At 71.6% G+C, this 24,338-nt stretch carries 25 protein-coding genes; 7 read left to right on the forward strand and 18 right to left on the reverse strand.

Going from position 1 to position 24,338, the window contains the following annotated elements:
- Positions 1-23 precede the first annotated feature (23 nt).
- Positions 24-1,238 carry an MFS transporter gene (locus CLV56_RS07545; RefSeq protein ID WP_039341759.1) on the reverse strand — a complete coding sequence of 405 codons (1,215 nt, stop codon included), beginning with the start codon at positions 1,236-1,238 and terminating at the stop codon, positions 24-26.
- Between the two features lie 17 nt (positions 1,239-1,255).
- Here CLV56_RS07545 and CLV56_RS07550 point away from each other — a divergent pair, with 17 nt between their 5' ends.
- Positions 1,256-2,593, forward strand: coding sequence for a GH1 family beta-glucosidase (locus CLV56_RS07550; RefSeq protein WP_039341762.1), 1,338 nt, complete (start codon positions 1,256-1,258; stop codon positions 2,591-2,593).
- A 61-nt stretch (positions 2,594-2,654) separates the two neighbouring features.
- Here CLV56_RS07550 and CLV56_RS07555 read toward each other — a convergent pair whose 3' ends face one another.
- Positions 2,655-3,287, reverse strand: a complete 633-nt coding sequence (locus CLV56_RS07555; protein ID WP_039341885.1) for a vitamin K epoxide reductase family protein — start codon at positions 3,285-3,287, stop codon at positions 2,655-2,657.
- Between the two features lie 147 nt (positions 3,288-3,434).
- Here CLV56_RS07555 and CLV56_RS07560 point away from each other — a divergent pair, with 147 nt between their 5' ends.
- Together CLV56_RS07560 and CLV56_RS07565 are read left to right on the forward strand one after the other, a co-directional pair.
- The gene (locus tag CLV56_RS07560; RefSeq protein ID WP_039341764.1) at positions 3,435-4,298 is read left to right on the forward strand and encodes a phosphotransferase family protein; all 864 of its coding nucleotides are present in this window, start codon (positions 3,435-3,437) and stop codon (positions 4,296-4,298) included.
- 106 nt (positions 4,299-4,404) lie between these two features.
- Positions 4,405-5,067 (forward strand): hypothetical protein, encoded by a 663-nt coding sequence (locus CLV56_RS07565; protein ID WP_157805105.1) that lies wholly within the window; start codon positions 4,405-4,407, stop codon positions 5,065-5,067.
- Between the two features lie 40 nt (positions 5,068-5,107).
- Here the strand turns inward: CLV56_RS07565 and CLV56_RS07570 are convergent, their stop codons facing one another.
- The 6 genes from CLV56_RS07570 to hppD form a co-directional block, all read right to left on the reverse strand.
- Positions 5,108-5,554: a hypothetical protein gene (locus tag CLV56_RS07570; RefSeq protein ID WP_039341769.1), complete on the reverse strand. Its 447-nt coding sequence runs from the start codon at positions 5,552-5,554 to the stop codon at positions 5,108-5,110.
- A 9-nt stretch (positions 5,555-5,563) separates the two neighbouring features.
- The gene (locus CLV56_RS07575) at positions 5,564-5,836 is read right to left on the reverse strand and encodes a DUF7218 family protein (protein ID WP_039341772.1); all 273 of its coding nucleotides are present in this window, start codon (positions 5,834-5,836) and stop codon (positions 5,564-5,566) included.
- A gap of 131 nt (positions 5,837-5,967) precedes the next feature.
- A complete protein-coding gene (locus CLV56_RS07580) occupies positions 5,968-6,978 on the reverse strand; it encodes an aldo/keto reductase family protein (RefSeq protein ID WP_039341889.1) in 1,011 nt (336 codons plus the stop codon).
- Between the two features lie 205 nt (positions 6,979-7,183).
- A complete protein-coding gene (locus CLV56_RS07585) occupies positions 7,184-7,627 on the reverse strand; it encodes a pyridoxamine 5'-phosphate oxidase family protein (RefSeq protein ID WP_100414629.1) in 444 nt (147 codons plus the stop codon).
- 28 nt (positions 7,628-7,655) lie between these two features.
- Positions 7,656-8,438, reverse strand: coding sequence for a polyphosphate--glucose phosphotransferase (gene ppgK, locus CLV56_RS07590; protein ID WP_039341774.1), 783 nt, complete (start codon positions 8,436-8,438; stop codon positions 7,656-7,658).
- 61 nt (positions 8,439-8,499) lie between these two features.
- Entirely contained in the window at positions 8,500-9,705 is a 1,206-nt protein-coding gene (gene hppD, locus CLV56_RS07595; protein ID WP_039341777.1) for a 4-hydroxyphenylpyruvate dioxygenase, read from the reverse strand.
- 157 nt (positions 9,706-9,862) lie between these two features.
- Here hppD and CLV56_RS07600 point away from each other — a divergent pair, with 157 nt between their 5' ends.
- Entirely contained in the window at positions 9,863-10,357 is a 495-nt protein-coding gene (locus tag CLV56_RS07600) for an Lrp/AsnC family transcriptional regulator (protein WP_039341779.1), read from the forward strand.
- Positions 10,358-10,451: 94 nt separating this feature from the next.
- On the opposite strand, the gene CLV56_RS07605 is transcribed toward CLV56_RS07600, so the two are convergent.
- Together CLV56_RS07605 and CLV56_RS07610 are read right to left on the reverse strand one after the other, a co-directional pair.
- Entirely contained in the window at positions 10,452-11,081 is a 630-nt protein-coding gene (locus CLV56_RS07605; protein WP_039341781.1) for a CoA transferase subunit B, read from the reverse strand.
- A gap of 1 nt (position 11,082) precedes the next feature.
- Positions 11,083-11,889, reverse strand: a complete 807-nt coding sequence (locus CLV56_RS07610; RefSeq protein ID WP_039341784.1) for a CoA transferase subunit A — start codon at positions 11,887-11,889, stop codon at positions 11,083-11,085.
- A 156-nt stretch (positions 11,890-12,045) separates the two neighbouring features.
- Between CLV56_RS07610 and CLV56_RS07615 the strand changes: the two genes are divergently transcribed.
- The gene (locus tag CLV56_RS07615; RefSeq protein WP_039341894.1) at positions 12,046-12,813 is read left to right on the forward strand and encodes an IclR family transcriptional regulator; all 768 of its coding nucleotides are present in this window, start codon (positions 12,046-12,048) and stop codon (positions 12,811-12,813) included.
- Between the two features lie 94 nt (positions 12,814-12,907).
- Here the strand turns inward: CLV56_RS07615 and CLV56_RS07620 are convergent, their stop codons facing one another.
- Positions 12,908-14,101 carry a homogentisate 1,2-dioxygenase gene (locus CLV56_RS07620; RefSeq protein ID WP_039341896.1) on the reverse strand — a complete coding sequence of 398 codons (1,194 nt, stop codon included), beginning with the start codon at positions 14,099-14,101 and terminating at the stop codon, positions 12,908-12,910.
- A gap of 70 nt (positions 14,102-14,171) precedes the next feature.
- Here CLV56_RS07620 and fahA point away from each other — a divergent pair, with 70 nt between their 5' ends.
- Together fahA and CLV56_RS07630 are read left to right on the forward strand one after the other, a co-directional pair.
- Positions 14,172-15,482: a fumarylacetoacetase gene (gene fahA / locus CLV56_RS07625; protein ID WP_100414631.1), complete on the forward strand. Its 1,311-nt coding sequence runs from the start codon at positions 14,172-14,174 to the stop codon at positions 15,480-15,482.
- Positions 15,466-16,173, forward strand: a complete 708-nt coding sequence (locus CLV56_RS07630) for an IclR family transcriptional regulator (protein ID WP_100414632.1) — start codon at positions 15,466-15,468, stop codon at positions 16,171-16,173. Before fahA ends, CLV56_RS07630 begins: the two co-directional genes overlap by 17 nt.
- 16 nt (positions 16,174-16,189) lie before the next feature.
- On the opposite strand, the gene CLV56_RS07635 is transcribed toward CLV56_RS07630, so the two are convergent.
- The 7 genes from CLV56_RS07635 to CLV56_RS07665 form a co-directional block, all read right to left on the reverse strand.
- The gene (locus tag CLV56_RS07635) at positions 16,190-17,140 is read right to left on the reverse strand and encodes an NAD(P)H-dependent flavin oxidoreductase (RefSeq protein WP_100414633.1); all 951 of its coding nucleotides are present in this window, start codon (positions 17,138-17,140) and stop codon (positions 16,190-16,192) included.
- Positions 17,127-18,701 (reverse strand): class I adenylate-forming enzyme family protein, encoded by a 1,575-nt coding sequence (locus CLV56_RS07640; protein ID WP_039341787.1) that lies wholly within the window; start codon positions 18,699-18,701, stop codon positions 17,127-17,129. The genes CLV56_RS07635 and CLV56_RS07640 overlap by 14 nt, the downstream gene beginning before the upstream one ends.
- Positions 18,701-19,096: a nuclear transport factor 2 family protein gene (locus tag CLV56_RS07645; RefSeq protein WP_039341907.1), complete on the reverse strand. Its 396-nt coding sequence runs from the start codon at positions 19,094-19,096 to the stop codon at positions 18,701-18,703. Before CLV56_RS07645 ends, CLV56_RS07640 begins: the two co-directional genes overlap by 1 nt.
- A 41-nt stretch (positions 19,097-19,137) precedes the next feature.
- Positions 19,138-20,868 (reverse strand): class I adenylate-forming enzyme family protein, encoded by a 1,731-nt coding sequence (locus CLV56_RS07650; protein ID WP_039341789.1) that lies wholly within the window; start codon positions 20,866-20,868, stop codon positions 19,138-19,140.
- A gap of 85 nt (positions 20,869-20,953) precedes the next feature.
- Complete coding sequence (locus CLV56_RS07655) at positions 20,954-22,234, reverse strand: ABC transporter substrate-binding protein (RefSeq protein WP_039341792.1); 1,281 nt, start codon at positions 22,232-22,234, stop codon at positions 20,954-20,956.
- A 49-nt stretch (positions 22,235-22,283) separates the two neighbouring features.
- Positions 22,284-23,444 (reverse strand): branched-chain amino acid ABC transporter permease, encoded by a 1,161-nt coding sequence (locus CLV56_RS07660; protein ID WP_245857689.1) that lies wholly within the window; start codon positions 23,442-23,444, stop codon positions 22,284-22,286.
- Positions 23,441-24,337 (reverse strand): branched-chain amino acid ABC transporter permease, encoded by an 897-nt coding sequence (locus tag CLV56_RS07665; protein WP_039350591.1) that lies wholly within the window; start codon positions 24,335-24,337, stop codon positions 23,441-23,443. Before CLV56_RS07665 ends, CLV56_RS07660 begins: the two co-directional genes overlap by 4 nt.
- Position 24,338 lies beyond the last annotated feature (1 nt).

Below are 24,338 nucleotides of genomic sequence, written 5' to 3' on the forward strand. Positions count from 1 at the left end.
GTCGCCACGTGCCGAGGTCCGGCTCAGGCGCCGCGCGGGGCGGCGCGGCTCGCCGTCTCCCGCGGCGCGAACGCACGGGCGACCAGCAGGATCAGCGGGACGAGCACGAGCGGCACGACGAAGATCCAGCGCAGCCCGTCCCCGGTCGCGATCGCACCGATCAGGGCGGCGCCGACGATGTTGCCGACGTAGTTGAAGATGTTGAGCCGCGCGATCGCGACGTCGGCGTCGGAGTCGGGCAGCGTCCCCGCCGCCGCGAACGCCAACGGCACGATCACGGGAAGGCCGAGTCCCATCACGCCGAACGCGACGATCACGAACCACGTCGACGGCGCCGCCACGACACCGAGGAGTGCGACGAAGCCGATCAGCGTCCCGGCCCGCACGACCGCGACCGCGCCGTACCGGCGCACGAACAGGTCACCGGTGAGGCGCGAGACGACGGCGCCGGCCTGGTAGGCGGCGTAGCCGAACGGCGCGATCGCCTCGGCCGCGTCCAGCGCATCGTGGAGGTAGAGCGTGCTCCAGCTCATCACCGAGGTGTCGGCGAGGTAGAAGACCACGATCACCAGGCCGAGCGCGAGGATCGGCTGCCACGGAACCCGCAGGTGCGGCACGTGCTCGGGGTCGGCGGCCACCTCGGCGCCGTGCTCCAGCCCGGCCGCGGTCACGAACCGCCGTCCGACCGCGAGGGTGAGCACGATCCCGAGCACCCCGACGAGGATCAGCGTGGGTCGCAGGGTGAGGTCCAGCAGCACCGTCAGGCCCGCGTACCCGGCGGCGACGATCGCGCCGATGCTCCACACGCCGTGGAAGCTGGTCATGATGCTGCGTCCGTACAGCTTCTGCACGGTCACGCCCTGCATGTTCATCGACGCGTCCACGGCTCCGACGCCGATCCCGTACAGCGCGAAGACGACGTACATCGCACCGACGGACTCGACCAGGCCGACGACGATCACCATCACGGAGATCGTCAGCATCGCGAGCCGAAGCGCGAACCCGCTGGAGCGGGCCAGCGCGATCCTCTCGGCGACCACGGACCCGACACCGGCGAGCACCGAGGTGAGCAGCAGCAGGATCGTGATGTCGCCCTCGGTCACCCCGCGCTCGTCCTCGAACGCCGGCAGCCGCGACAGGATCGTGACGAGGATCAGCGCCTGCAGGAAGAAGCCGCACGCCGTGGCCACGCGGGCACGACGCAGCGCGGCGCTGGGGGCTTGCACCGAGTTGGACACCCGACCAGTATGTGGGGATGAGCACCGCCGTGAACAGACCCGGACCCGATGATTTCTGGTGGGGCGTCGCCACGGCGGCCTACCAGATCGAGGGTGGTGCGCGCGAGGACGGGCGTGGGCGCAGCATCTGGGACACGTTCTGCGAACGCCTCGGGGTCATCGCCGACGGCTCCTCCGGCGCGGTCGCGTGCGACTCCTACCACCGCTGGACCGAGGACCTCGACCTCGTCGCCGGCCTCGGCGCCGACGCGTACCGTTTCTCGATCGCCTGGCCGAGGATCCAGCCCGACGGCCGAGGTCCCGCGAACCCCGCCGGCCTCGCGTACTACGACCGGCTCGTCGACGGCATGCTCGAGCGCGGGGTCGCCCCGGTGGCGACGCTGTTCCACTGGGACCTGCCGCAGGCGCTCCAGGACGACGGCGGGTGGATGGAGCGGGGGACCGCCGAGCGGTTCGCCGAGTACGCGGCGCTGGTCGCCGATGCGCTGGGCGACCGGGTCGCCGCATGGTGCACGCTCAACGAGCCGTTCGTGCACATGGGGTTCGGCTATGCCTTCGGCATCCACGCGCCCGGCGAGGCGCGCATGCTCGACGCTTTCGCTGCCGGCCACCACCAGCTGCTCGGACACGGCCTCGCGACCTCAGCCCTGCGTACGGCCTCCGACGCTCCCGTCGCACTGGTGAACAACTGCACCCCGGTCGAAGCCGCGAGCGACTCCGACGAGGACGGCACCGCGGCGGCGGCGTACGACGCGTTCCACAACGGGATGTTCCTCGACCCGGTGCTGCTCGGCCGCTACCCCGACGCGCTTGCCGCGCTGGCCGACGGCGTGGTCCGGGACGGGGACCTGACCACGATCGCGCAGCCGCTCGACCTGCTCGGGATCAACTACTACAACCCGACCCGGATCGCCGCGCCGGAGGGCGACGACCCGCTGCCGTTCGCGATCGTGCCGATCGAGGGCGTGCCGCGGACCGGGTTCGACTGGCCGGTCGTGCCCTCGGGGCTGACCGATCTGCTCGTCGGACTCCGCGACCGGTACGGCGCCGCCCTGCCACCGATCCTCGTGACGGAGAACGGGTGCGCCTACCCGGACGGCGCCGACGCCCCGCCGTACGACGACGTCGAGCGGATCGGGTTCCTCGACGGGCACATCGCTGCCGTGGGTGCGGCGCGGGAGGTCGGGGTCGACGTGCGCGGCTACTTCTGCTGGTCGCTGCTCGACAACTTCGAGTGGGCCGAGGGCTTCACCCAGCGCTTCGGGCTGGTCCACCTCGACCTCGCGACGCAGGACCGCACCCCGCGTGCGTCGTACGGGTGGTACCGCGACCGCATCGCCCGCGCCTGGTCCTGACCGCGCGTCACCGCTGGCGGGGTCGCGACCCCGCCATACGCGACTCGCGGGCGGAGGCGGGTCAGGCGAAGAGGCGGTCGGGCCCGAACTGGAACCAGATCAGCGACAGCACCGCGACGTACCAGAGCAGCACGATCAGCAGCGTCCAGTCGGAGACGAACCGCGAGAATCCCCAGGTCGGCCGCCAGGCCCGCAGGTTGCGAGCCGTGACCGAGACGAACAGCGGGATCGTGACGGTCCAGACGACCATGCAGTACGGGCACAGCCGCACCAGCGTGTAGATGCTCGTGTACTGCAGGAACGTGATGAGCGCGATCGCGAGCACGACGCCGATCTGGAGGCCGACCCAGAACCACTCGGGAAGCCGCACGCCGCTCAGCAGCAGCATGCCGAGGGTGACGACGACGGCGAAGCCGATCATGCCGAGGAAGGTGTTCGGGAACCCGAGGAGCGACGACTGGCTGCTCGTCACGACCCCACCGCAGTCCACCCACGCGTTGAGCGTGCAGGCGAGGGCCGCATCAGGGTTCTCGGCCACCTTGAGCTTGTCGTACGTCAGGATGCTCGAGGCGAGGATCCCGATGCCGCCGCCGACGACCATCAGCCAGGCCAGTGCACTGCGCAGGCCGGTCGCCTCGGACGCGGCGTCGCGCGCCGGCAGGTCCGCCCGGCCGGCTTCCTCGGTCTCGATCACCCGATCATCGTAGGCGGAGCGCGACGCACGGCCGACCCCGTGGGTGGTCACCCTCACGGAATTCTCAGGAAGCCGTACGGTCGGGCCCGTCCGGTGCCGCCAGCCGACGCCGTGCCGGCGGGCGCAGAGCGCCCTAGGGTGTGGCGCATGTCCCCCGACGCGGACACCCCTGTGCCGGCCGACGAGCACGGCGTGATCCTGCGTCGGCGGCGGCCCGGCGACGGTGGGCTGTCCGCCACCCAGGAGGCGCGGCTGATCCAGGTCGTCTCGGCGGTCTCCCCGCTCCCGCTGCCACGGGTCCTCGCCCTCGACGTCGTGGACGACTCGATGGAGCTCGAACGGCTCGGCGGTGTGCCATTGCGGGCTCCGTTGACCGAGCCCGGGCTCGCCCCGGCCGAGCGGACCCGGCTCGGTGGGCAGATCGGCGCGTTCACCGCGGCCCTCCACACGCTGCCGGCGGCGAGCGTCTCCGAGCTCGTGCCGGTCGACGCAACCCGCCCCTCCGACCTCCTCGCCTCGCTGCGGGAGAGCGCGGACCTGGCGGCCCCGGCGATCGGGACGGCGTTGCGCGGGTCGATCGCCGAGTTCCTCGAGACGGAGGCACCCCCGTCCACCTCACGTCGCGTGCTCGCCCACACCGATCTCGGCGCCGACCACGTCTACGTCGCCTCCGCGGCCGACGAGCCGCTCGAGATCGTCGGTGTCGTCGACTGGTCCGGCGGCGCCCTGGCCGATCCCGCCCTCGACGTCGGCCTGATGCTGCGCGACCTCGGCAGCGCGGGGCTGTACGGGATGGTCCGTGCCTACACCGCCGGCGGCGGGATCATCGACCCACCACTGCTCGAGCGGGCGTTGTTCCACGCACGCGCCCGAGCGATCGCCGACCTCGTCTCCGACGTGGGCTCGCAGGATCACCTCGAGCGGGCCTCCGCCGTCCGGTCCCTCGGCTTCCTGCTCGGTCCCGGTGCGACGGCCCGCGTCCTGACCCATGCCGGCGTGCTCGCGAGGTGACCGTCTTCACACGGTTCTCAGGAAACGTTGTCCGATTGCGTCGCGTTGGTCTCGTTGGAACCACTCGTCCAGCGTCGGCCGGGTGGAACGGACGAAGGGGAACACCGTGGAGCAGCCCACCCAGGAGCCGCGCGGAACCACGACCGCGACGGTCGGCCTGGCACTGGCGAGCGGCGCAGGACTGCTCGCGCTCGCGGCCCCGCTGGTCGGGATCCCCGCCGCCGCCGGACCTTACGTCGCTGCCGGGCTGCTCGTCTCGATCGTCGCCGGCGTGGTCGTCCTGACGGTCGCGCACCGCGGACGCGGAAACGTGTGGGTCCCGCTCGGGGCGGCGTTCCTCCTGCTCGCGACGAACCTCACCGCGCCCGTCAGTCTGATCGTGACGGCGTCGCCGAGTGCGCTCGTCGAGCCCATGCTGACGGCCTGGGTCGCGACCACCTGCCTGGGTGCGCTGGCCCTGCTCGGCCTCTCCGGCCTCGCAGCACGCCACGACGCGGGCTTCGACGTGGCCGACGACGACCGTGAGGCAGCGGACATCGAGGCAGTGGCCGACGAGGGAGCGGCCGACGCCATCGTGCTCGCGGACGACGAGGCAGCCGCCGACGCGACCGTCGCCGCCGAGCCCGTCGCGGTCGCGGCGGCGCCGAGCGACGAACGCGACGCGACACCGGACGAGGTCGACCTCACCGACGTCGACCTCGCGGAGCTCGAGGAGCGGACGATCGCGTGGACGCCCGCCGGGGACGACCCGTACCGTACGGCCGCCTGAGCGCGGAGCACCAAGCTCCGGCCGCGCGGGCAGCCTTGCCCTACTTGGGCTCCTCGGAGTCCTCCGAGCCCTGCTCCTGCTCGTACTCCCGCTGCCACGACGCCCGGGCCTCGAGCGCGTCGTCGTCGTCCGACTCCTGACGCGCGCGCAGGTCGGCGAGCGCGTCGCCGACCTGCGCCTGGTCGGCCACGTCGTACGACGTGCCGTCGATGCTGAGCGCGACCGCGGCCGGAGCCACCGAGTCGGTGAAGCCGCGCAGTGCGGTGCCGAAGCCGGACCCGTCACGACCGAGGTGGAACGACCCCACCGCGAGCACGACGCCGTCGAGGTCGGGTGGTCGCTTGTCCAGGGGGTCCGCGGCGATCTCCGCCTCCGAGAGCGATGCGACGAACGCGTCGGACGCGTCCCGCGAGACGGTCACCTCGACCGTCTGCGTCCCGGCCAGCCCGCCGTCGACCCGGACCTCGATCCTCTGTGGCTCCGCCATCGTCGCCCCTCAGCTGTTGCGCAGCGCGTTCACGAGCTGTGACTTGGACATGCTGGACCGGCCTTCGATGCCGATCTCCTTGGCACGATCGTAGAGGTCCTGCTTGCTCCAGTCCTCGTACGCGGGATTCTTGCCGCCCTTGCGACCGACCTTCGAGCGCGACGTCTTCGCAGCCTGGTTGGCGATCCGCGCAGCCTTCGACTTCGATGCGCCCTCGTCGCGGAGCTCTTCGTACAGCTTCTTGTCCTTGACACTCGGACCTGGGGACTTCCGACCTGGCATCGTGGGCTCCTTCCGCTGGTTCGGGTGTGCCGGTGGGCACACGTCCTACCGTCGTCCCGTACCCCGGCGCGCTCAACTCGAAACGACGTGAGCGCACCGGGGACGGGTCAGGACGGTCGGGACGGACGGTGTCAGCTCGGGCGTCGCGAGGGCGCGGACTTCGCGGTCATCGCCGGGTCGGAGATCACCGCGTCGCCGAGGGCCTCGTCGATCGCCGCGAGCTGGGAGGCGTCGAGCTCGACGCCTCCGGCGCGCACGTTGTCGGTGACCTGCTCGGGGCGGGAGGCCCCGATGATCGCGGCCGCCACGTTGTCGTTCTGCAGCACCCACGCGACGGCGAGCTGCGCCATCGTCAGACCGGCCTCCGCGGCGATCGGCTCCAGCTTCTGGACCCGGCCGAGGACGTCGTCGGTCATCCAGCGGCCGATCATGTCGGCGCCGCCCTTCTCGTCGGTCGCACGCGATCCCTCCGGCGGGGCCTGGCCCGGCTTGTACTTGCCGGTCAGGATCCCCTGCGCGATCGGCGACCAGACGATCTGGCTGACGCCGAGCTCGCGGCTCGTCGGCACGACCTCCGACTCGATCACCCGCCACAGCATCGAGTACTGCGGCTGGCTCGAGATCAGCTGGATGCCGAGGTCCTGCGCGAGCGCATGCCCGGCGCGCAGCTGCTCCGCGGTCCACTCGCTCACTCCGATGTACAGCGCCTTGCCGCTGCGCACGACGTCCGCGAACGCCTGCATCGTCTCCTCCAGCGGCGTCTCGGTGTCGTACCGGTGCGCCTGGTAGAGGTCGACGTAGTCGGTGCCGAGCCGCTTCAGGGAGCCGTTGATCGACTCCATGATGTGCTTGCGCGAGAGGCCGGAGTCGTTCGGGCCGGCCGGGCCGGTCGGCCAGTAGACCTTGGTGAAGATCTCGAGCGACTCGCGCCGCTCGTTCGCCAGGGCCTCACCGAGGACCGCCTCGGCCTTCGTGTTCGCGTAGACGTCGGCGGTGTCGAACGTCGTGATGCCCTCCTCGAGGGCTTGCCGTACGCACGCGGTCGCGACGTCGGCCTCGACCTGCGACCCGTGGGTCAACCAGTTGCCGTACGCGATCTCGCTGATCTTCAGTCCGCTGTTTCCCAGGTATCGAAACTTCACCTGCCCCACGCTAGTTCGCGCACGCAACGAACACACACGGCGGAGGGCCACCGCTGGTCGAGGCGGAGCGGAGCGCCGACAGAGCCGTTGGTCGAGGCGGAGCGGAGCGCCGACAGAGCCGTTGGTCGAGGCGGAGCGGAGCGCCGACACAACCGCTGGTCGAGGCGGAGCGGAGCGACGATCGAGACCCATCGACGGCGACTCGCTACGAGCGGACGATCCGACGCCCGGTGAGCTCGACCAGGTCCATCGCGACCCACAGCCGGCGCTCACCACCCGCCCACGGCGTCGCGCGGTCGGGCGCGAACAGCGAACGCAGGACGTCCGGGTCCTCCTCGCGGCGGGCGGTCCCCGACGCCAGCACGGACCATCCGGTGTGCGAGTCGGTGTCGATCCCGTCGATCTGGAACGACGCGTCCATCGAACCGCCGCCGGCGTCGAGGGCCTCGCCGAGCACGCCGAAGGGGACGGTCCGGAAGTACAGGGCCTCCTCGCGCACCATGTGGTTGACCGGGATCACCTGGATCCTGCCGTCCGCCACGAACGCGATCCGACCGGCACGCTGCCCGGCGAGCAGCTGCCGGCACTCGTGCGCGGTCAGCTCGACCAGCCGGGCCTGCGGCTCGAGGTGGTCACCCAGTTCGCTCACCGGTCCTCCTTCGTACGGGCTCGCCGTCTCACTCGACCGTACGGCGTCCGTGCGCGTGCTCGCGAGCGAGCCACGCCGCGCCGATGATGCCTGCCGCGTTGCCGAGCCGTGCCGCGACGATCGGGGCTCGCAGGTGCAGCAGCGGCAGGAAGTGCTCGGCGTGCTTCGCGACGCCCCCGCCGACCACGATCAGGTCCGGCCACAGCAGGTCCTCGACCCGCGCGAAGTACTCCTGCAGACGCTCGGCCCACTCCTCCCACGACAGGTCCTCGGACTCCCGTGCGTGCGACGACGCCCGCGTCTCGGCGTCGACCCCGTCGATCGTCAGGTGGCCGAGCTCGCTGTTCGGGACGAGGGCGCCCTCGTTGATCAGGGCGGTGCCGATCCCGGTGCCGAGCGTCGCGAGCAGCACGACGCCCGACGTGCCGCGCCCCGCGCCGTACTGCAGCTCGCCCAGGCCGGCCGCGTCGGCGTCGTTCACGACGGTCACCGGTCGGCCGAGGCGCTCCTCGAACAGCCGCGACGCGTCCGTCCCGATCCAGCTCTGATCGATGTTGGCGGCCGTACGGACGAGCCCGCGCGTGACGACGGCCGGCACCGTGATGCCGACCGGGACGTCGTGGTCCTTGTTGTCGAAGTGCTCGACGATCTGCGCCACGACCTCGGCGACGGCCTCGGGGGTCGACTCCTCCGGCGTCTCGATCCGGAGACGGTCGTCGGCGAACTCGCCCTTCTTCAGGTCCACGGGCGCGCCCTTGATGCCGCTGCCGCCGATGTCGACGCCGATCGGATGGTGGCTCACGCGGCCCATGCTGCCACCGGTCGAACGCGTCCGCAGGGACTCGGCAGCGGCACCCGGGCATCGCGCGACCTCACACGTTGCCGCGGCGCTCCTGCTCTCGCTCGATCGCCTCGAACAGCGCCTTGAAGTTGCCCTTGCCGAACCCGAGCGAGCCGTGCCGCTCGATCAGCTCGAAGAACACCGTCGGGCGGTCACCGATCGGCTTGGTGAAGATCTGCAGCAGGTAGCCGTCCTCGTCGCGGTCGACCAGGATCCCGCGCTCCTGGAGCACCCCGATCGGCACCCGCACCTCGCCGATGCGCGCCCGCAGCTCCGGATCCTCGTAGTAGGAGTCGGGGGTGGTGAGGAACTCGACACCCTCCGCGCGCAGCGCGTCCACGGCCGCGACGATGTCGTTCGTGGCGAGTGCGAGGTGCTGGGCGCCGGGGCCGCGGTAGAAGTCGAGGTACTCGTCGATCTGCGAGCGGCGCTTGCCGACGGCCGGCTCGTTCAGCGGGAACTTCACCCGGTGGTTCCCGCTTGCGACCACCTTGCTCATCAGCGCCGAGTAGTCGGTCGCGATGTCGTCGCCGATGAACTCCGCCATGTTCGTGAAGCCCATGACCCGGTGGTAGAAGCCGACCCACTCGTCCATCTTCCCGAGCTCGACGTTGCCGACGACGTGGTCGAGAGCCTGGAAGATCCGCTTCGGCGCGCCGGGACGCTTCTCGTACGAGCCGGTGCGCGCCACGTAACCCGGCAGGTACGGGCCGTCGTACCGCGACCGGTCGACGAGCGTGTGCCGGGTCTCCCCGTACGTCGCGATCGCCGCCGTCCGGATCGTCCCGTGCTCGTCGGAGACGTCGTGCGGCTCTTCGAGGATCGTGGCGCCGACCTCGCGGGCGTGCGCGATGCAGCGGTCCACGTCCGGCACCTCGAGCGCGATGTCCACGACACCGTCGCCGTGCTGCGCGTGGTGCTCGACCAGCGAACTGTCCGGCGACACGGCGCCGGTGATGACGAATCGCACCGCGCCGCTGTGCAGGACGTACGCGGCGTGGTCGCGGTTGCCGGTCTCCGGACCGGAGTACGCGACCAGCTCCATCCCGTACGCCGCCTGGTAGTAGTGCGCGGTCTGCGCTGCGTTGCCGACCACCCACACGACCGCGTCCCAGCCGGTCACCGGGAACGGGTCGGTCTCGTCGTCGTACTCCACCAGGCCGACGAGCTGCTTGAGCTGGTCGACGCTGAGTCCGGCGAGCTGCTCCTCGCTGGTCAGGGTGTGCTCGATGGTCATGGCGCCTCCCGCTGGTTGAGCCTGTCGACGCCCAGACTCATCGAGCCTGGCGAAACAGCGCAACCGGCCCACTTCCCGATGCCCAGGCTGTGCATTCGGTGCGTTTGATGTCCGGTTCTGCTGGACGTTCTGGCCAGTCCGCGCGAGACTCGGCATCATGACGCTCGACGACCTCGACCTCGCCCTCGTGAAGGCGCTGCGCGATCACCCGCGTGCCGGCCCGCTCGAGCTGTCGCGCCTCACGTCGGTCGCCCGCGGGACGGTCCAGGCGCGGCTGTCCCGACTCGAGGAGGCCGGGGTCATCACGGGCTACGGCCCGGACGTCGACCTGCACGCCGCCGGGTTCCCGGTCCAGGCGTTCGTGTCGTTGGAGATCGCCCAGGGCGCGCTCGAGGAGGTCCGCGGCGCACTGGACGCGATCGGTCAGGTCGTGGAGGCGTACGCGACGACCGGCGCGCACGACGTCCTGTGCCGGGTCGCGACCGCCTCGCACGCAGAGCTCCAGGAGACGTTGATCCGGCTCGACCGCACGCCCACGGTCGTACGGAGCACGAGCATCGTGGTGCTGTCGGAGCTGATCGCGCACCGCGTCGACCCGCTGCTCGCGACGGCCGCCGGTGGCGCCTCGCGCGCCCCGGCGTACCGCCGCTGACCTGACGCGCCCCCGATTCGACGGGTTGTGCACCGAATCAGCCGAGGACTTCGGTGGGAAACCCGTCAAATCGGGGGCGCACTCGGGCCGTCGTTCAGACGAGGACTGTCGCGCCCGTCTTCTCGCGCACCTCGTCGACCTCGACGCCCGGCGCCGTCTCGACGAGCCGCAGTCCGTCCTCGGTGACGTCGAGCACCGCGAGGTCGGTGATGATCCGCTGGACGACGGCCTTGCCGGTCAGCGGCAGTGAGCAGTCGTCGACGATCTTGTGCGATCCGTCCTTGGCGACGTGCTCCATCAGCACGACCACGCGGCGCGCGCCGTGCACGAGGTCCATCGCGCCGCCCATGCCCTTGACCATCTTCCCGGGGATCATCCAGTTCGCGATGTCGCCGGTCCGCGAGACCTGCATCGCGCCGAGGATCGCGGCGTCGATCTTGCCGCCGCGGATCATCCCGAAGCTGGTCGCGGAGTCGAAGTACGACGCGCCCGGCCGTACGGTCACGGTCTCCTTGCCGGCGTTGACCAGGTCCGGGTCCTCGTCACCGGCGTACGGGGAGGCGCCGACGCCGAGGATCCCGTTCTCGCTCTGGAGCACGAGCTCGACGTCGTCGGGCACGAAGTTCGGGACCAGGGTCGGAAGGCCGATCCCGAGGTTCACGTACATCCCGTCGTCGAGCTCGGCCGCCGCGCGGGCCGCCATCTCGTCTCGCGTCCACGCCATGTCAGCTCTCCTCCTGGCTCGCCGCGCCGTCCGCGTCCGGGCGGGGTCGGGTGACGACCTTCTCGATCCGCTTGTCCGCCGCCTGCTCCGGCGTCAGCTCCACCACGCGGTGGACGTACGCGCCGGGGGTGTGGATCTCGTCGGGATCGAGCTCGCCGGGCTCGACGAGGTGCTCGACCTCGGCGATCGTGACCCGGCCGCACATCGCGGCGAGCGGGTTGAAGTTGCGCGCGGCCTTGCGGAAGACGAGGTTGCCGTGGCGGTCGCCCTTCCAGGCCCGGACGAGGCCCGCGTCGGCGACCAGCGCGTGCTCGAGGACGAACTCCTGCGGCCCGCGGTCGGTCTCGAAGACCTGGGTCTGCTTCGCCGGGGACGTGACGGCGACCGTGCCGTCGGAGTGGTAGCGCCACGGCAGACCGCCGTCGGCGATCTGGGTGCCGACGCCGGTCGCGGTGAAGAAGGCCGGGATACCCGATCCGCCGGCGCGCATCCGCTCCGCGAGCGTGCCCTGCGGGGTCAGCTCGACCTCGAGCTCGCCGGCGAGGTACTGCCGCGCGAACTCCTTGTTCTCCCCCACGTACGACGCGACGACCCGGCGCAGCCGGCCCGCGCCGAGCAGCACGCCGAGCCCCCAGTCGTCGACACCGGCGTTGTTGGAGACGACCTCCAGCTCGTCCGTGCCGCGACGCAGCAGCGCGTCGATCAGCACCGACGGGATGCCGCACAGCCCGAATCCGCCCACGGCGAGCGTCGCGCCCGCCGCGATGTCAGCGACCGCCTCGTCGGCGGACCCCACGACCTTGTCCATCAGCTCTCCCTCTTCGTCGACTGGGGTCCATCACACGCGGCCGGAGTGAGGGTGGTCAAGGAACAACCGCCGCTAGTCCATGCAATTGCTCAGTCCATGGAAACATCGGACGGGGAGCGTTCATTCAACGAACGCCGCGACAGGGAGGCGGATCCGTTGAGCACCGACGGTGTGGTCGAGAAAGTCGGGCCGCTGCTGCGCGCGGTCGCCGGGCACGAGCCGGGCGGCGCGACGACCTCCGATCTGGCCCGCGAGACCCGCCTCAACCGCTCGACCACGCACCGGCTGCTGGGGTCGCTCGAGGCGCAGGGCCTGGTGGAGCGCGACCCCGCCACCGCCCGCTGGATGCTCGGGCCCGAGACCTTCCTGCTCGGCAGCGCGGCGGCGTCCCGCTACGACGTGAGCGCGCTCGCCCGGCCGGTCGTGCACGCCCTGTCCGAGGCGAGCGGGGAGAGCGCGTTCTTCTCGGTCCTGCGCGGGACCGAGACCGTGTGCCTGATCCGCGAGGACGGCAGCTTCCCGCTCCGCTCCCACGTCCTGCACGAGGGGATCCGCTTCCCGCTCGGCGTCGCGTCGGCGGGTCTGGTGATCCTGGCGTTCCTCCCGGCCGAGGAGGCCGACGCGTACCTCGCGACCGCCCGCCTCGAGGACACGTACGGGCCGGCGCACGCCGCCGAGCCCCTGCGTGCGCGGCTCGCCGACGCCCGCCGCCTGGGCTACGCGGTGAACCCGGGTCTGATCGTCGAGGGGAGCTGGGGGATGGGTGCCGCGGTGTTCGACGCTGCCGACCGTCCCACCGGCGCGCTCAGCCTGACCGGGGTCGAGCACCGGTTCGCGGCGCAGCGCCGACCCGAGCTCGGCCGGCTCCTGCTCGACGCCGCCCACCGGCTGTCCGCCGCGCTCGCACCCGGCCGTACGCGCTGAGGGGCCGTTGCGTCCCCGATTCGACGGGTCTCCCACCGAACCTGAGGTCAAGAAGCGTGGAGAACGCGTCAAATCGAGGACGCGTCGCAGTGCGTCAGAGCTGCCGCCCCGCCCAGCTCCACGCGTACGCGCCGTCGTCCACTGCGCGCCCGCCCTCGCCGACTTCCAACGGACGGAACGTGTCGACCATGACCGCGAGCTCGTCGAACGCCTCCGCGCCCAGCGACGCCTCGATCGCGTCCGGCTGCGGCCCGTGCGCGTACCCGCCCGGGTGGAGCGTGATCGAGCCGAGCCCGATCCCCGACCCCTTGCGCGCCTCGTAGTCCCCGGCGACGTAGAACATCACCTCGTCGGAGTCGACATTCGAGTGGTAGTACGGCACCGGGATCGAGCCCGGGTGGTAGTCGACCTTGCGCGGCACGAACGCGCAGACCACGAAGTTGTACCCCTCGAAGACCTGGTGCACCGGCGGCGGCTGGTGCACCTTGCCGGTGATCGGCATGAAGTCGGCGACGTCGAACGTGTACGGGTACAGGCAGCCGTCCCAGCCGACCACGTCGAACGGGTGCGTCGCGTACGTCATCCGCGTGCCGACGATCCCCGACGGCCCCGGCCCGCGGTGCTTCACCAGCACCTCGACGTCGGTCCCCTCCTCGAGCAGCGGCTCGGACGGTCCGTGCAGGTCGCGCTCGCAGTACGGCGCGTGCTCGAGCAGCTGCCCGTAGCGCGACAGGTAGCGCTTCGGCGGCGCGATGTGGCTGTTGCCCTCGATCGCGTAGGCCCGGGTGATCGTCGCCGGCACCCAACGGTGGGTCGTGGCGCGCGGGATCACCACGAAGTCGCCGGTCGCGTACGGCACGGTGCCGAACACGGTCTCGACCACGCCCTCGCCCTCCTCCACGAACACGCACTCGTCGCCGAGGGCGTTGCGGTAGTACGGAGAGGTCGCGCCCGCCACCGCGTACGAGATCCGTACGTCGCCGTTGCCGAGGACGAGCCGCCGGTGCGTCACGGGGTCGTGCGACTTCGCGTCGGTGTCGTCGGCCAGGTCGTGCAGCCGCAGGTGCAGCGGCTTCAGCGGGTGGTTGGCCACCGTCGCGAGGTCCGGCAGCTCCCAGACCTCGCTGGCGACGATCGCCGACGGGACCCCGCGGTGGTAGAGCAGCGACGAGTCGGAGGAGAACCCCTCCTCGCCCATCAGCTCCTCGCGGCGCAGGCGGCCGTCGTCGTCGCGGAGCTGCGTGTGCCGTTGACGCGGCACCTCGCCCACGCACCGGTAGTACGCCATCGTGACCACCTTTCCCGATTGTCGGGACGCGCTGTTCTCTTATCGGTCATCGTCGGTCTACGGTAGGGGCGTGTCAACCTGCTGGGTGGACGGAGCGAACGGCTCCGGCTTCGACGTGGACCACCTCCCGTACGGGGTGGTCGCCGACCCCGACCGCGACGGCGACGCGGCCCGCACGGCCGTACGGATCGGGCCGTACGCGCTCGACCTCGCCGAGGCCGCCGCGACTCGTCCGAGCGGCGCGCCGGAGTTCGCAGCGCTGCTCGACGCCCCGACCCTGAACCCGCTGATGGGCGCCGGCCGGGAGGCGTGGACGCAGCTGCGGACCTGGCTCGCCGAGGGCCTGACCGACCCGGACGTTCAGCACTCCTGGGAGCCGCTGCTGCGACCGGTCGAGGAGCTCGACGCGCGGCTGCCGTTCGAGGTCGCCGACTACGTCGACTTCTACGCCTCCGAGCACCACGCGAGCAACGTCGGCCGGATCCTGCGCCCCGGAGCCGAGCCGCTCCTCCCGAACTGGCGCCACCTCCCGGTCGGCTACCACGGTCGCTCCGGCACGGTCGTCGTCTCCGGCACCGGCGTCCGGAGGCCGTGCGGTCAGCGCCGCTCGCGGGACGCGGACACGCCGGTGTTCGGGCCGAGCGCGCGGCTCGACCTGGAGGCCGAGGTCGGGTTCGTCGTGGGGACGGCGAGCCGGTTGGAGGAGCCGGTGCCGGCGAGCGCGTTCACGGACCACGTGTTCGGCGTGGTCCTGCTGAACGACTGGTCGGCGCGTGACATCCAGGCCTGGGAGTACGTCCCGCTCGGGCCGTTCCTGGGCAAGTCGTTCGCCACCTCGGTCGCAGCCTGGGTGACACCGCTGGAGGCGCTCGATCACGCGCGGGTGCCACTGCCGCCCCGGGACGTCGAGCTGCTGCCGTACCTGCAGGTGGAGGACCCGGCCGGATACGACCTGACGCTCGAGGTCGAGATCGGCGGTGCCGTCGTCGCCCGGCCGCCGTACCGCACGATGCACTGGTCCCCGGCCCAGATGATGGCCCACCTGACGGTCAACGGTGCCTCGATGCGGACCGGCGACCTGTTCGCGTCCGGGACGGTCTCGGGACCGGAGCGCGACGAGCGCGGCTGCCTCCTCGAGCTGTCGTGGGGAGGCCACGAGCCGTGGCTGCTCCACGGCGAGGAGCGCACCTTTCTGCGGGTCGGCGACGAGGTGGTCCTGCGCGCCACCGCCCCGGGCGCGCTGGGCCCGATCACGCTCGCCGAGGTGAGCGGCACGATCCTGCCGGCGCACGCGGACCCGTACGTGCTCGACCACCACGTCCGGGACCGTCACGTGCGCGATTCGGGCGATCCGGGGAAGAGCCATGGCCGCGATTCCTGACCAGACCGCCCGAATCGTGGACGGGGCCGAGGGTTCGCAGACCCTCGAGCGTGGGCTCGCCGTGCTCGAAGCGGTCGCGGGCGCACCGAAGCCGATGACGGCGGCGCAGGTGGTCGCCGTGACCGGGCTGCACCGCTCGGTCACGCACCGGCTGCTGGTGTCGCTGCAGCGCACGGGTTTCGTCGTCCGCGACTCCGGCGGCTGCTTCCGCAGCGGGCCGACGCTGCACGGGCTCGTCGAGGTCACGCGTCCCTCGTTGCGTGAGCTCGCCGTCCCCGTGCTGCACGCGCTGGGCGCCGAGCTCGACGCCACCGCGACGCTGGTCGAGGCGATCGGCGGTGCGGCGGTCGCGACCGTCGTCGCCGAGCCGCCGGGCGACGGTCCCCGCTTCTCCTACCGGGTCGGCAACCGCGACCCGCTGGACCGCGGCGCCGGCGGACTTGCGGCGCTCGCGTCCGGTCCGCCGACCGCGGGCGAGGCGCCGCGGGTCGCCGAGGTCCGTGCCCGCGGCTGGGTGCGCACGGACTCCGAGCTCAACGCCGGCGCGTACGGGGTGGCGGCGCCGATCACGTCGGTCCCGGGCGTCCGCGCCGCCGTCACGATCGTCACCCACCGCGCCGACGTCGCCGACGCGGCGGTCGAGCCCGTACGGCGTGCCGCCGCGGCGCTCACCGACGCGACCCGCCGCTGAGGCAGGGCGCCGCGTCCTACAGCAGGCCCTTGACCCGCTCCACGGCGCTCGCGTGCTCGGCGACCAGCCGGTCGACCACCACCGACACCGGCTCGACCGCGCCGATCGTGCCGAGGCCCTGGCCGGCGGCCCAGATGTCCTTCCACCGCCCGGCCGGCGAGGCCGCGGCGTCGTAGGTCCGCTCACCGTCGAACGCGAGCGCGTCGGGATCGAGCCCGTTCGCCACGAGGCTCGGGCGCAGCCACGACGCCGGGGTGCCGGTGATGCCGGCGCTGACGACGAGGTCGTCGACCTCGTGCGCGACCACCATCTCCTTGTAGTCCGCGACCGCGAGGCTCTCCGTCGTCGCGAGGAACCGCGTGCCGATCGACACGAGATCGGCGCCGGCGGCGACCGCGCCGAGCACACCCGCACCGTCGCTGATCCCGCCCCCGACCATCACGAGCCCGTCGAAGAACGAGCGGACCGCGGAGACGAACGCGAACGGCGACAGGTGACCGGTGTGCCCGCCCGCGCCCGCGGCGACCAGACCCAGACCGTCGACCCCGGCCGCGACCGCCTTGCGGGCGAGCCGCAGGTCGACGACGTCGGCGACCACGAGGCCCCCGTACCCGTGGACGGTGTCGATCGCCGGCACCGGCGAGCCCAGCGCGGTGATGACGATCGGCGGCCGGTACTCGGCGACCAGCCGCAGGTCGTCGGCGAGGCGGGTGTTGGTGCGGTGGGTCACGAGGTTGAGCGCCCACGGGGTGCCGGTCCCGCGCAACCCGTCGGTGATCGTGCCGAGCCACGTGTCGAGCTCGGCGGTGGTCCGGCAGTTCGGGGTCGGGAACGCACCGAGGATCCCGGCCCGACCGGCCGCGATCACGAGCTCCGGCCCGGACACCAGGAACATCGGCGCCGCCACGACCGGGAGCCTCAGCGAGTCCAGCACCTCCCGGATCCGCGCACCCTCAACCGTCGACATGCTCGAACCTCCTGCGCAGCTCGTCCTTGCGGACCTTCAGGCTCGCGTTGCGGGGCAACGCGTCGACCACGTGGATCGCGGTCGGCTTCTTGTAGCCGGCGAGGCGCTCGCGTACGAACGCCGCCACCTGCTCGACATCGACACGCGACCCCGGTACGGGGACCACCGCCGCCGTCACGGTCTCGCCCCAGCGGGGATGCGCAACCCCGAACACGGCCGCGTCGGCGACCCCGTCGGCCATCGCGAGGACGCGCTCGACCTCGGCCGGGTACACGTTCATCCCGCCGGACACGATCATGTCCTTCGCGCGACCACGGACGTACAGCCGTCCGGAGCCGTCGAGCGAACCGAGGTCACCGGTGCGGAGCCACCCGTCGACCAGCGCCTCGGCGGTCAGCTCCGGCTGGTCGAGGTAGCCGTCGAACAGCGTCTCGCTCGCGACCTCGATCTCGCCCACATCCCCCGGAGCGCACGCGGCGCCGTCGGGCCCGACGACCCGGATCTGCGCGATCGGGACCGGCCGACCGGCCGAGGCGAACACATCGTCCGCGCCGCCGGGCCCGACGCCCGACACAGCCACGCCACGCCAGTCCTCCGGCACGGTCGCGGTCACCGGCGCACCAGTCTCGGTCATACCGTACGTCTCGACGTAGCGGTCGCCGACCGCGTCGACCAGGTCCACGACGGTCTCACGCGGGGCCGACGACCCCGAGTGCAGCACGACGTCGAGGTGGTCGAGGACGGCGGGACGGGAACGGACCCGATCGGCGAAGGCGCTCATCAGCGGCGTCGGCGCGTAGGTGAACGTGCTGCGCTCGGCGGCCATCCGCTCGGTCCACGCATCCGGGTCGAGTCCCGCCATGAACGACAGCTCGCCGCCGACGTACAGGTGCGGGAGGACGACGCCCCAGATCGCGGCCGCGAACGCGAGCGTCCCGGTGAACGCGCACCGACTCCCCCACCGGATGCCGTCGTGGGACGGCATGTGGCGGACGATCCGCTCGAGGTTCTCGTGGGTGTGCACGACACCCTTCGGTCGACCGGTCGTGCCGCTGGTGAAGCCGACGATCCCGGCCTGCTCGGGACTGTGCCGGACGCCCGGCAGCGCGGTCGACGCCCACGCCGTCGCCAGGTCCTCGTACCGCCAGGTCGTCGCCGGCGTCGCCGGGCCGATCGACACGACGTCCGCACCGCCACCGCGCAGCAGGTCGGCGAGCCGCTCGGCGTGCCCGGCGGTGTGCACGACCGCGCGCGGGCCTGCCAGGTCGAGCACCTCGGCGACCTCGGCGACCTGGAGACGGTCGTTGACCTGGACCGCGGTGGCGCCGGCGAGCCCGACTCCGAGGTACGCCTCGACGGCGTCGGCGCGGTCCTCCACGACCAGCGCGACCCGGTCTCCCGGACCGACCCCGCGATCGGCGAGCGCGTACGCGAACGCCACCGCCCGGCGGTACGACTCCGCGTGCGTGCGCACCACGCCGTGGCCCCGGAACGCGACCGCGCCCGGGGCCGCCCGGCCCATCGCGGCGACGACGGTCTGCGCCCATCCGTACGGCGGCATCAGTGACCGAAGTCCTCGCTGATCCCCATCCCCGCCAGCAGGGTGGGACGGTCGTAGTACTCCAGCCACTCGGTCACCCGGCCGTCGGCCATCGCGAGCACGCCGACCACCGGGACCTCGCCGTGGTGGCCGTCGAACCAGAAGTCGTCGACCCGCTCGACGAACACGCGGCCGTCGATCACGCCGAGGGCCTTGATCCGCAGCGTGATGCTCTCGGCCTTCGAGCCCAGGATCGCCAGCCGCTCCTTGATCGCGTCACGTCCGACGACCGGCTCCTGCATCACCGAGTGCAGAACGCCGTCGTCGGCGAACAGGTCGAGGACCGTGTCGAAGTCGATCGCGTCCCACGCGGCGAACATCCGTCGGGCCAGCGCGAGCTTCTCGTCGTCGTTCATCGGCGCAACGTCCCTCGACTCGTCGCTCGTCGGCGCGCCGCTCATGCCCGCTCCGTGACCGACTCGCGGCGCAGCTCGCGCTTGAGGATCTTGCCCACGGGGTTGCGCGGCAGCTCCTCGCGCACCTCGAGCCGCTCGGGCAGCTTGAACGACGCGATCTTCTGCTCCTTGAGGAACGCCAGGAGCTCGTCGAGCGTCAGCGAGGCGTCGGGCTTCAGCGTGACGACGGCGGCGACCCGCTCCCCGAGCACCTCGTCGGGGTCGCCGATCACCGCCACGTCCGCGACCGCCGCGTGTGCGCCGATCAGGCCCTCGAGCTCCGCCGGGGCGATGTTCATCCCACCGCGGATCACCAGGTCCTTGGCCCGGTCCAGGTAGTGGAGGAACTGCCCGTCGTCCCCGGCGATCTCGAACAGGTCGCCGGTCTTGAGATAGCCCTCGTCGTCGAACGGGCTGGGCCGCAGCTCCGGGTGCAGGTAGCCGGCGAACACGGTCGGCCCCGCGATGTGCAGCTCGCCGCTCCGGCCGGGGTCGGTGATCTCCTCGCCGGTGAGCACGTCGACGAGCTTGGTGCTCATCCACTCCGAGACCCGCGACGACCACGTCACGCCCGGGGCGCCGTACCGCGGGAAGAACTGCGCCCGCTCGACCGGGTCCGGGAAGTCCTCGGCGCTCGAGAGCAGGCCGATGCCTTCGTTCGAGCCGAAGAAGTTGATCACGGGGATCCCACGGTCCTGCCACCCCTTGACCATCGACGGCTGCAGCGGGACCGAGCCGGAGCCGATCCGCGTCAGGCTCGACAGGTCGACCTTGGCGAGCAGGTCCTCGTCGTGCAGCAGCATCCACAGCAGCGCCGGGGGCGCGACCGTGTACGTCACGCGCTCGACCGCGATCTGGGCGAAGAACGTCGGCAGGTCGAACGGGTGGTGCTGGACGAGGACCGCACCGGTGCGCAGCCACGGCAGGAACATCCCGTTGATCCCCGCCATGTTGACCATCGGGAACGGGTTGAGCAGTACGTCGTCGCTCGTCACCCGCGGCGCGTCGACGGTCGCCCAGGCGATCGCGAGCCAGTCGTAGTGGCAGCGCGGGACGCCCTTCGGCTCGCTCTCGGTGCCCGACGTCCAGCAGATCGTCAGGCAGTCGTTCGGGTCGTTCGGGTCCTCGGCGCGGCGGCCCGCGACCGCGTCGGTGTCCGCCGCGGAGGCAGCGGACGGCACCAGCCGTACGACGTCGGCCGGCGTCGCGTCGGCCTCCTCACCGGGCAGCCCCAGCGCGACGACGGCCCGCAGGCTCGGGATCCGGTCCCGGGCCGCGGCCGCGTCGGCCGCCGGGTTGCGACCGGCGAAGCCCTCGGTGGTGACGAAGACCGCGAACTCGGCCTGGTTGGCCATGCCGACGAGCTCGCGCTCGCGGTACTGCATCGGCAGCGGCGACACGACGACCCCGAGGGACCAGGCCGCGAGGTAGACCTCGACCAGCTCGATCGTGTTGGGCAGCTGGACGCCGAGGACGTCGCCACGACCGAGACCGAGGTCGAGCAGGCGCGCCGCGAGGTGCGTCACCTCGGCGTCGAGCTCGTTCCAGGTCAGCCGTCGCGGTTCGCTGCCGAGCAGAGCCGCACGGTTCGCCGGGTCGACGACCGCCAGCGCGTCGCCACGCAGGCGGACCTGCTCGGCGAACAGCGCGTCCGTCGTCTCGTCGCTCCACCAGCCCTTGCCGGTGTAGTCGGCCACGCGCTCCGGCGTGTGCAGGCCACGTCCTCGTGCCATGTCGTTCTCCTCGTCTGGGTCGGGGTGCGGTGCTGCGTGCCCGGTGATGACCGGACCGGGCACGCAGCACCGGGTCAGGAACGGCTCACTCGTAGTTCGACGAGATGTCGATGACCTCGCCCGCCTCGACGAAGGTCTTGGCCGCCGCGTCCCACGTGTACGGCTGGAAGGCGAGGATGCCGAACGCCTGCGTGGGGCTCATCTGGAACGTGATGCCGTCGATGAACATCGGCGGCTGGTAGTCCTGCGTCCGCGCGGCCTCCATGATCGACAGACGCGACAGGCCGTCCTCGGACTCCGACGCGCGGTGGAAGTTGTCGATCATCAGGTCGGCGATCGCCCAGCCGTTGACGGTGTAGCTGTTGGTCGGCGAGTCGGCCCCGTTGGCCTCGGACTGCTCGAGGTACTCCGTCACGGCCGGGTCGTCGGCGAACGCCTCGTTGGCCGGGTCCTTCAGCCAGCGCAGGATCTGCTGGCCGTCGGCGGCCTCACCGGCGGGCTCGTACAGCGTGGCGCCGTCGGCGCAGTTCGACGGCTGGATCACGGTCTCCGGCTTCCAGCCGACGCGGCCGATCGCCTGGGTGAGCGCGAGGCAGTCGGTGGTCACACCGGCGTCCACGAGGATCTGGGCGCCGCTGGCCTTCAGGGCCGATGCGGCCGTGTTCGGGTCGGTGAGCGGCTCGGTGGCGACGATCTCGAAGTCGGTGCCCTCGACGGCCTTCTTGAAGCCGTCGGCGTAGCCCTGACCGGACTCGGTCTGGTTCTCGGCGAGCGCGACCGTCGCGCCGTCCGGGTACTTCTCCTTCAGACCCTCGACGACGACCTCCATCTCGACGTCGGCGGAGGGGAGGTACTCGGTCGTCCACGGGAAGTTCTCGATGTCGCGGTACGCCGGGACGCTCGCCTGCCCGAAGAGAAGCGGGACGCAGGCGTCGTTCTGGTCGTCGGCGACCGCGTCGAGCTGGCCGGAGCCGAAGGTGTCGAGGACGTCGACGCCCTCGGACTGGATCAGCTCGCCGACGTTCGCCTTCGCACGCTCGGGGTTGAAGGCGTCGTCCTTGACGATCACCTCGAGGTCGACGCCGTCGATCCCGCCGGCCTCGTTCTCGACGGCGAAGCGGGCCTCCATCCCCTCGATCACGTTGCCGACGGCGTCGGCGAGCGGACCGGAGGTCGCCGCGGACCAGCCGACCTTGAGCGTGTCGGTGATCTCGGCGGTGGCGGCGTCGGGGTCGACGCAGTCGTCGGCGGAGATCACACCGGAGGCGGACGCGGAGTCGTCGCTCGCACCGGAGTTCGACCCGCACGCGGACAGGATGAGCAGCGAGGCCGAGACGGCCGCTGCGGTCTTCAGGAGACGGTTCATCAGGGGTTCCTTCGTCATCGAGGAGGGGGTGGGACAGGTCGGGCCCGGGTCAGCGGGACGCGGTCAGGGGTTCGTCGCCCGGTGGTGAGGGTGGTTCCGGTGGCGGGTCGTGGGACGCGGCCGTACGGCGCGGGTGGTCCGACGGCACGATGGCCACGACCTTGCGGACGAGCAGGCCGAGGCGACCGACGATCCCCTCGGGCATCAGGAAGACGAGAGCGATCAGCAGCACGCCGAAGACGACGCCGGACAGCGGGCCCTCGGCCCACGAGGCCGTCCAGTAGGGCAGAAAGACCACCGCGAAGGCCCCGACCAGCGGGCCGATCTGGGTGGCGATGCCACCGAGGACGAGACCCGTGACGAGCTCGATCGCCTTCATCAGGGTGAACGAGCCGTCCGGGGACAGCGCGCCGATGTACATCCCGAAGAGCGAGCCGGCGAGCCCGGTGATCGCTCCCGAGATGCCGAAGGCCAGGATCTTGGTCCGCGCGATGCTCACGCCGTTGGCGGCCGCCGCGATCTCGTTGTCGCGGGTCGCCCGCATCGCGATCCCGAAACGGCTCTTCACCAGGTTGCGGACGAGCAGCATCACGATCGCGAGGACGGCGGCCGACAGCCAGAACATCCAGATCGCCCGCTCGCCGCGGACCAGGCCGGTCCACTCCGGCGGCGCGAGGTAGCGCGACCGTACGACCATCCCGGCGGCGCCGCCGGTGAGCTCCTCGGCCCGCCGGACGATCTCCGGGAAGGACACCGCGACCGCCAGCGTCACCAGCGCGAGGTAGAGACCGTGGATCCGCAGGGACGGCAGCCCGACGAGGAGCCCGAGCACGAATGCGAAGAGCACCGCGAGCGGGATCGTGGCCAGCGGTGCGAACTCGTACCGCACGATCAGGATCCCCGTCGTGTAGGCGCCGAGGCCGAAGAAGGCCGAGTGCCCGATCGAGAGCAGACCCGTGTACCCCGTGACGATGTTCAGTCCCACGACCGCGATCGCGATGATGAAGACGTTGGTGAACTGGCCGAGCCGGAAGGTCGGCTGACCCGCGGCCCACAGCAGGGCGACGACCGTCAGCGCGATCAGCACGGCCTGCACCGCCCGGTGCCTGGGGCTGTTCTGGACGATCAGGAAGCGCGGGCCGCGGGGCTTGCCGGCCGCGGTTCCGCTGCGTTCGTTCGACATCGAGGTCGTCTCGTCGATGGTCGTCATACCCTCACCACTCGCTTGGTTCCGAACAGTCCGTTGGGTCGCACGAAGAGGATCGCGACGATGATGAACAGCGCCGACGTCTGCTGGAGCGCACCGCCGATGAAGGAGACGTAGCCGGTCAGCATCGCCTCGAGCACGCCGATCGTGATCCCGCCGACGACGGCGCCGACCAGGCTGTCGAGGCCGCCGAACAGGGCTGCCGCGGACGCCGCGATGAAGATGTGGAACATCGTCGTGAGTCCGAGCTGCTCGGCGGCGAGCGGCGTGACGAGCACGCCGGCCAGGGCGCCGATCGCGCCCGAGAGCCCCCAGCCGACCGCCAGGATGCGGCTGGTCCGGACGCCGGCGAGCGTCGCCGACTCGGAGTTGTCGGCCACGGCCCGCATGTGCAGACCGAGCTTGGTGTGCCGGAAGAGCAGCGTCATCAGCACGAGCAGCACGATCAGCGCGCCCCAGACCGTGAGCGCGTCGTAGTAGAGCCGCGCGCCGGCGAGCGAGACGTAGTCGTCCAGGCCGTTCGGGAAGAGGCTCGGCATGATCTTGGTCTCGCTGCCCCAGATCACCCCTGCCAACGAGTTCAACCCGGTGAACAACCCGAGGGCGACGATCAGGACCGCCATGTCGTTGCGCCGCTGGACGGGCCTGATCAGCATCCGCTCGATCATCGCGCCGAGCACGAAGCCCGTGAGCAGGGCCGCGACGATCGCGATCCAGACCGGGAACGACTCGGTGGTGAGCCACCAGGCGATGAAGGTCGTGAAGAGCGCGAGCTCGCCCTGCGCGAAGTTCAGGGTGCCGGTGCCGCGGAAGACGACGACCAGTGCGAGCGCCAGCAGCGCGTAGACCGACCCGTTGGTCAGGCCGATGATGAGACGTTCGAGGAAGAGTTCCACG

The sequence above is a fragment of the Mumia flava genome (assembly GCF_002797495.1).
In the GTDB taxonomy this organism is placed as follows: domain Bacteria; phylum Actinomycetota; class Actinomycetes; order Propionibacteriales; family Nocardioidaceae; genus Mumia; species Mumia flava.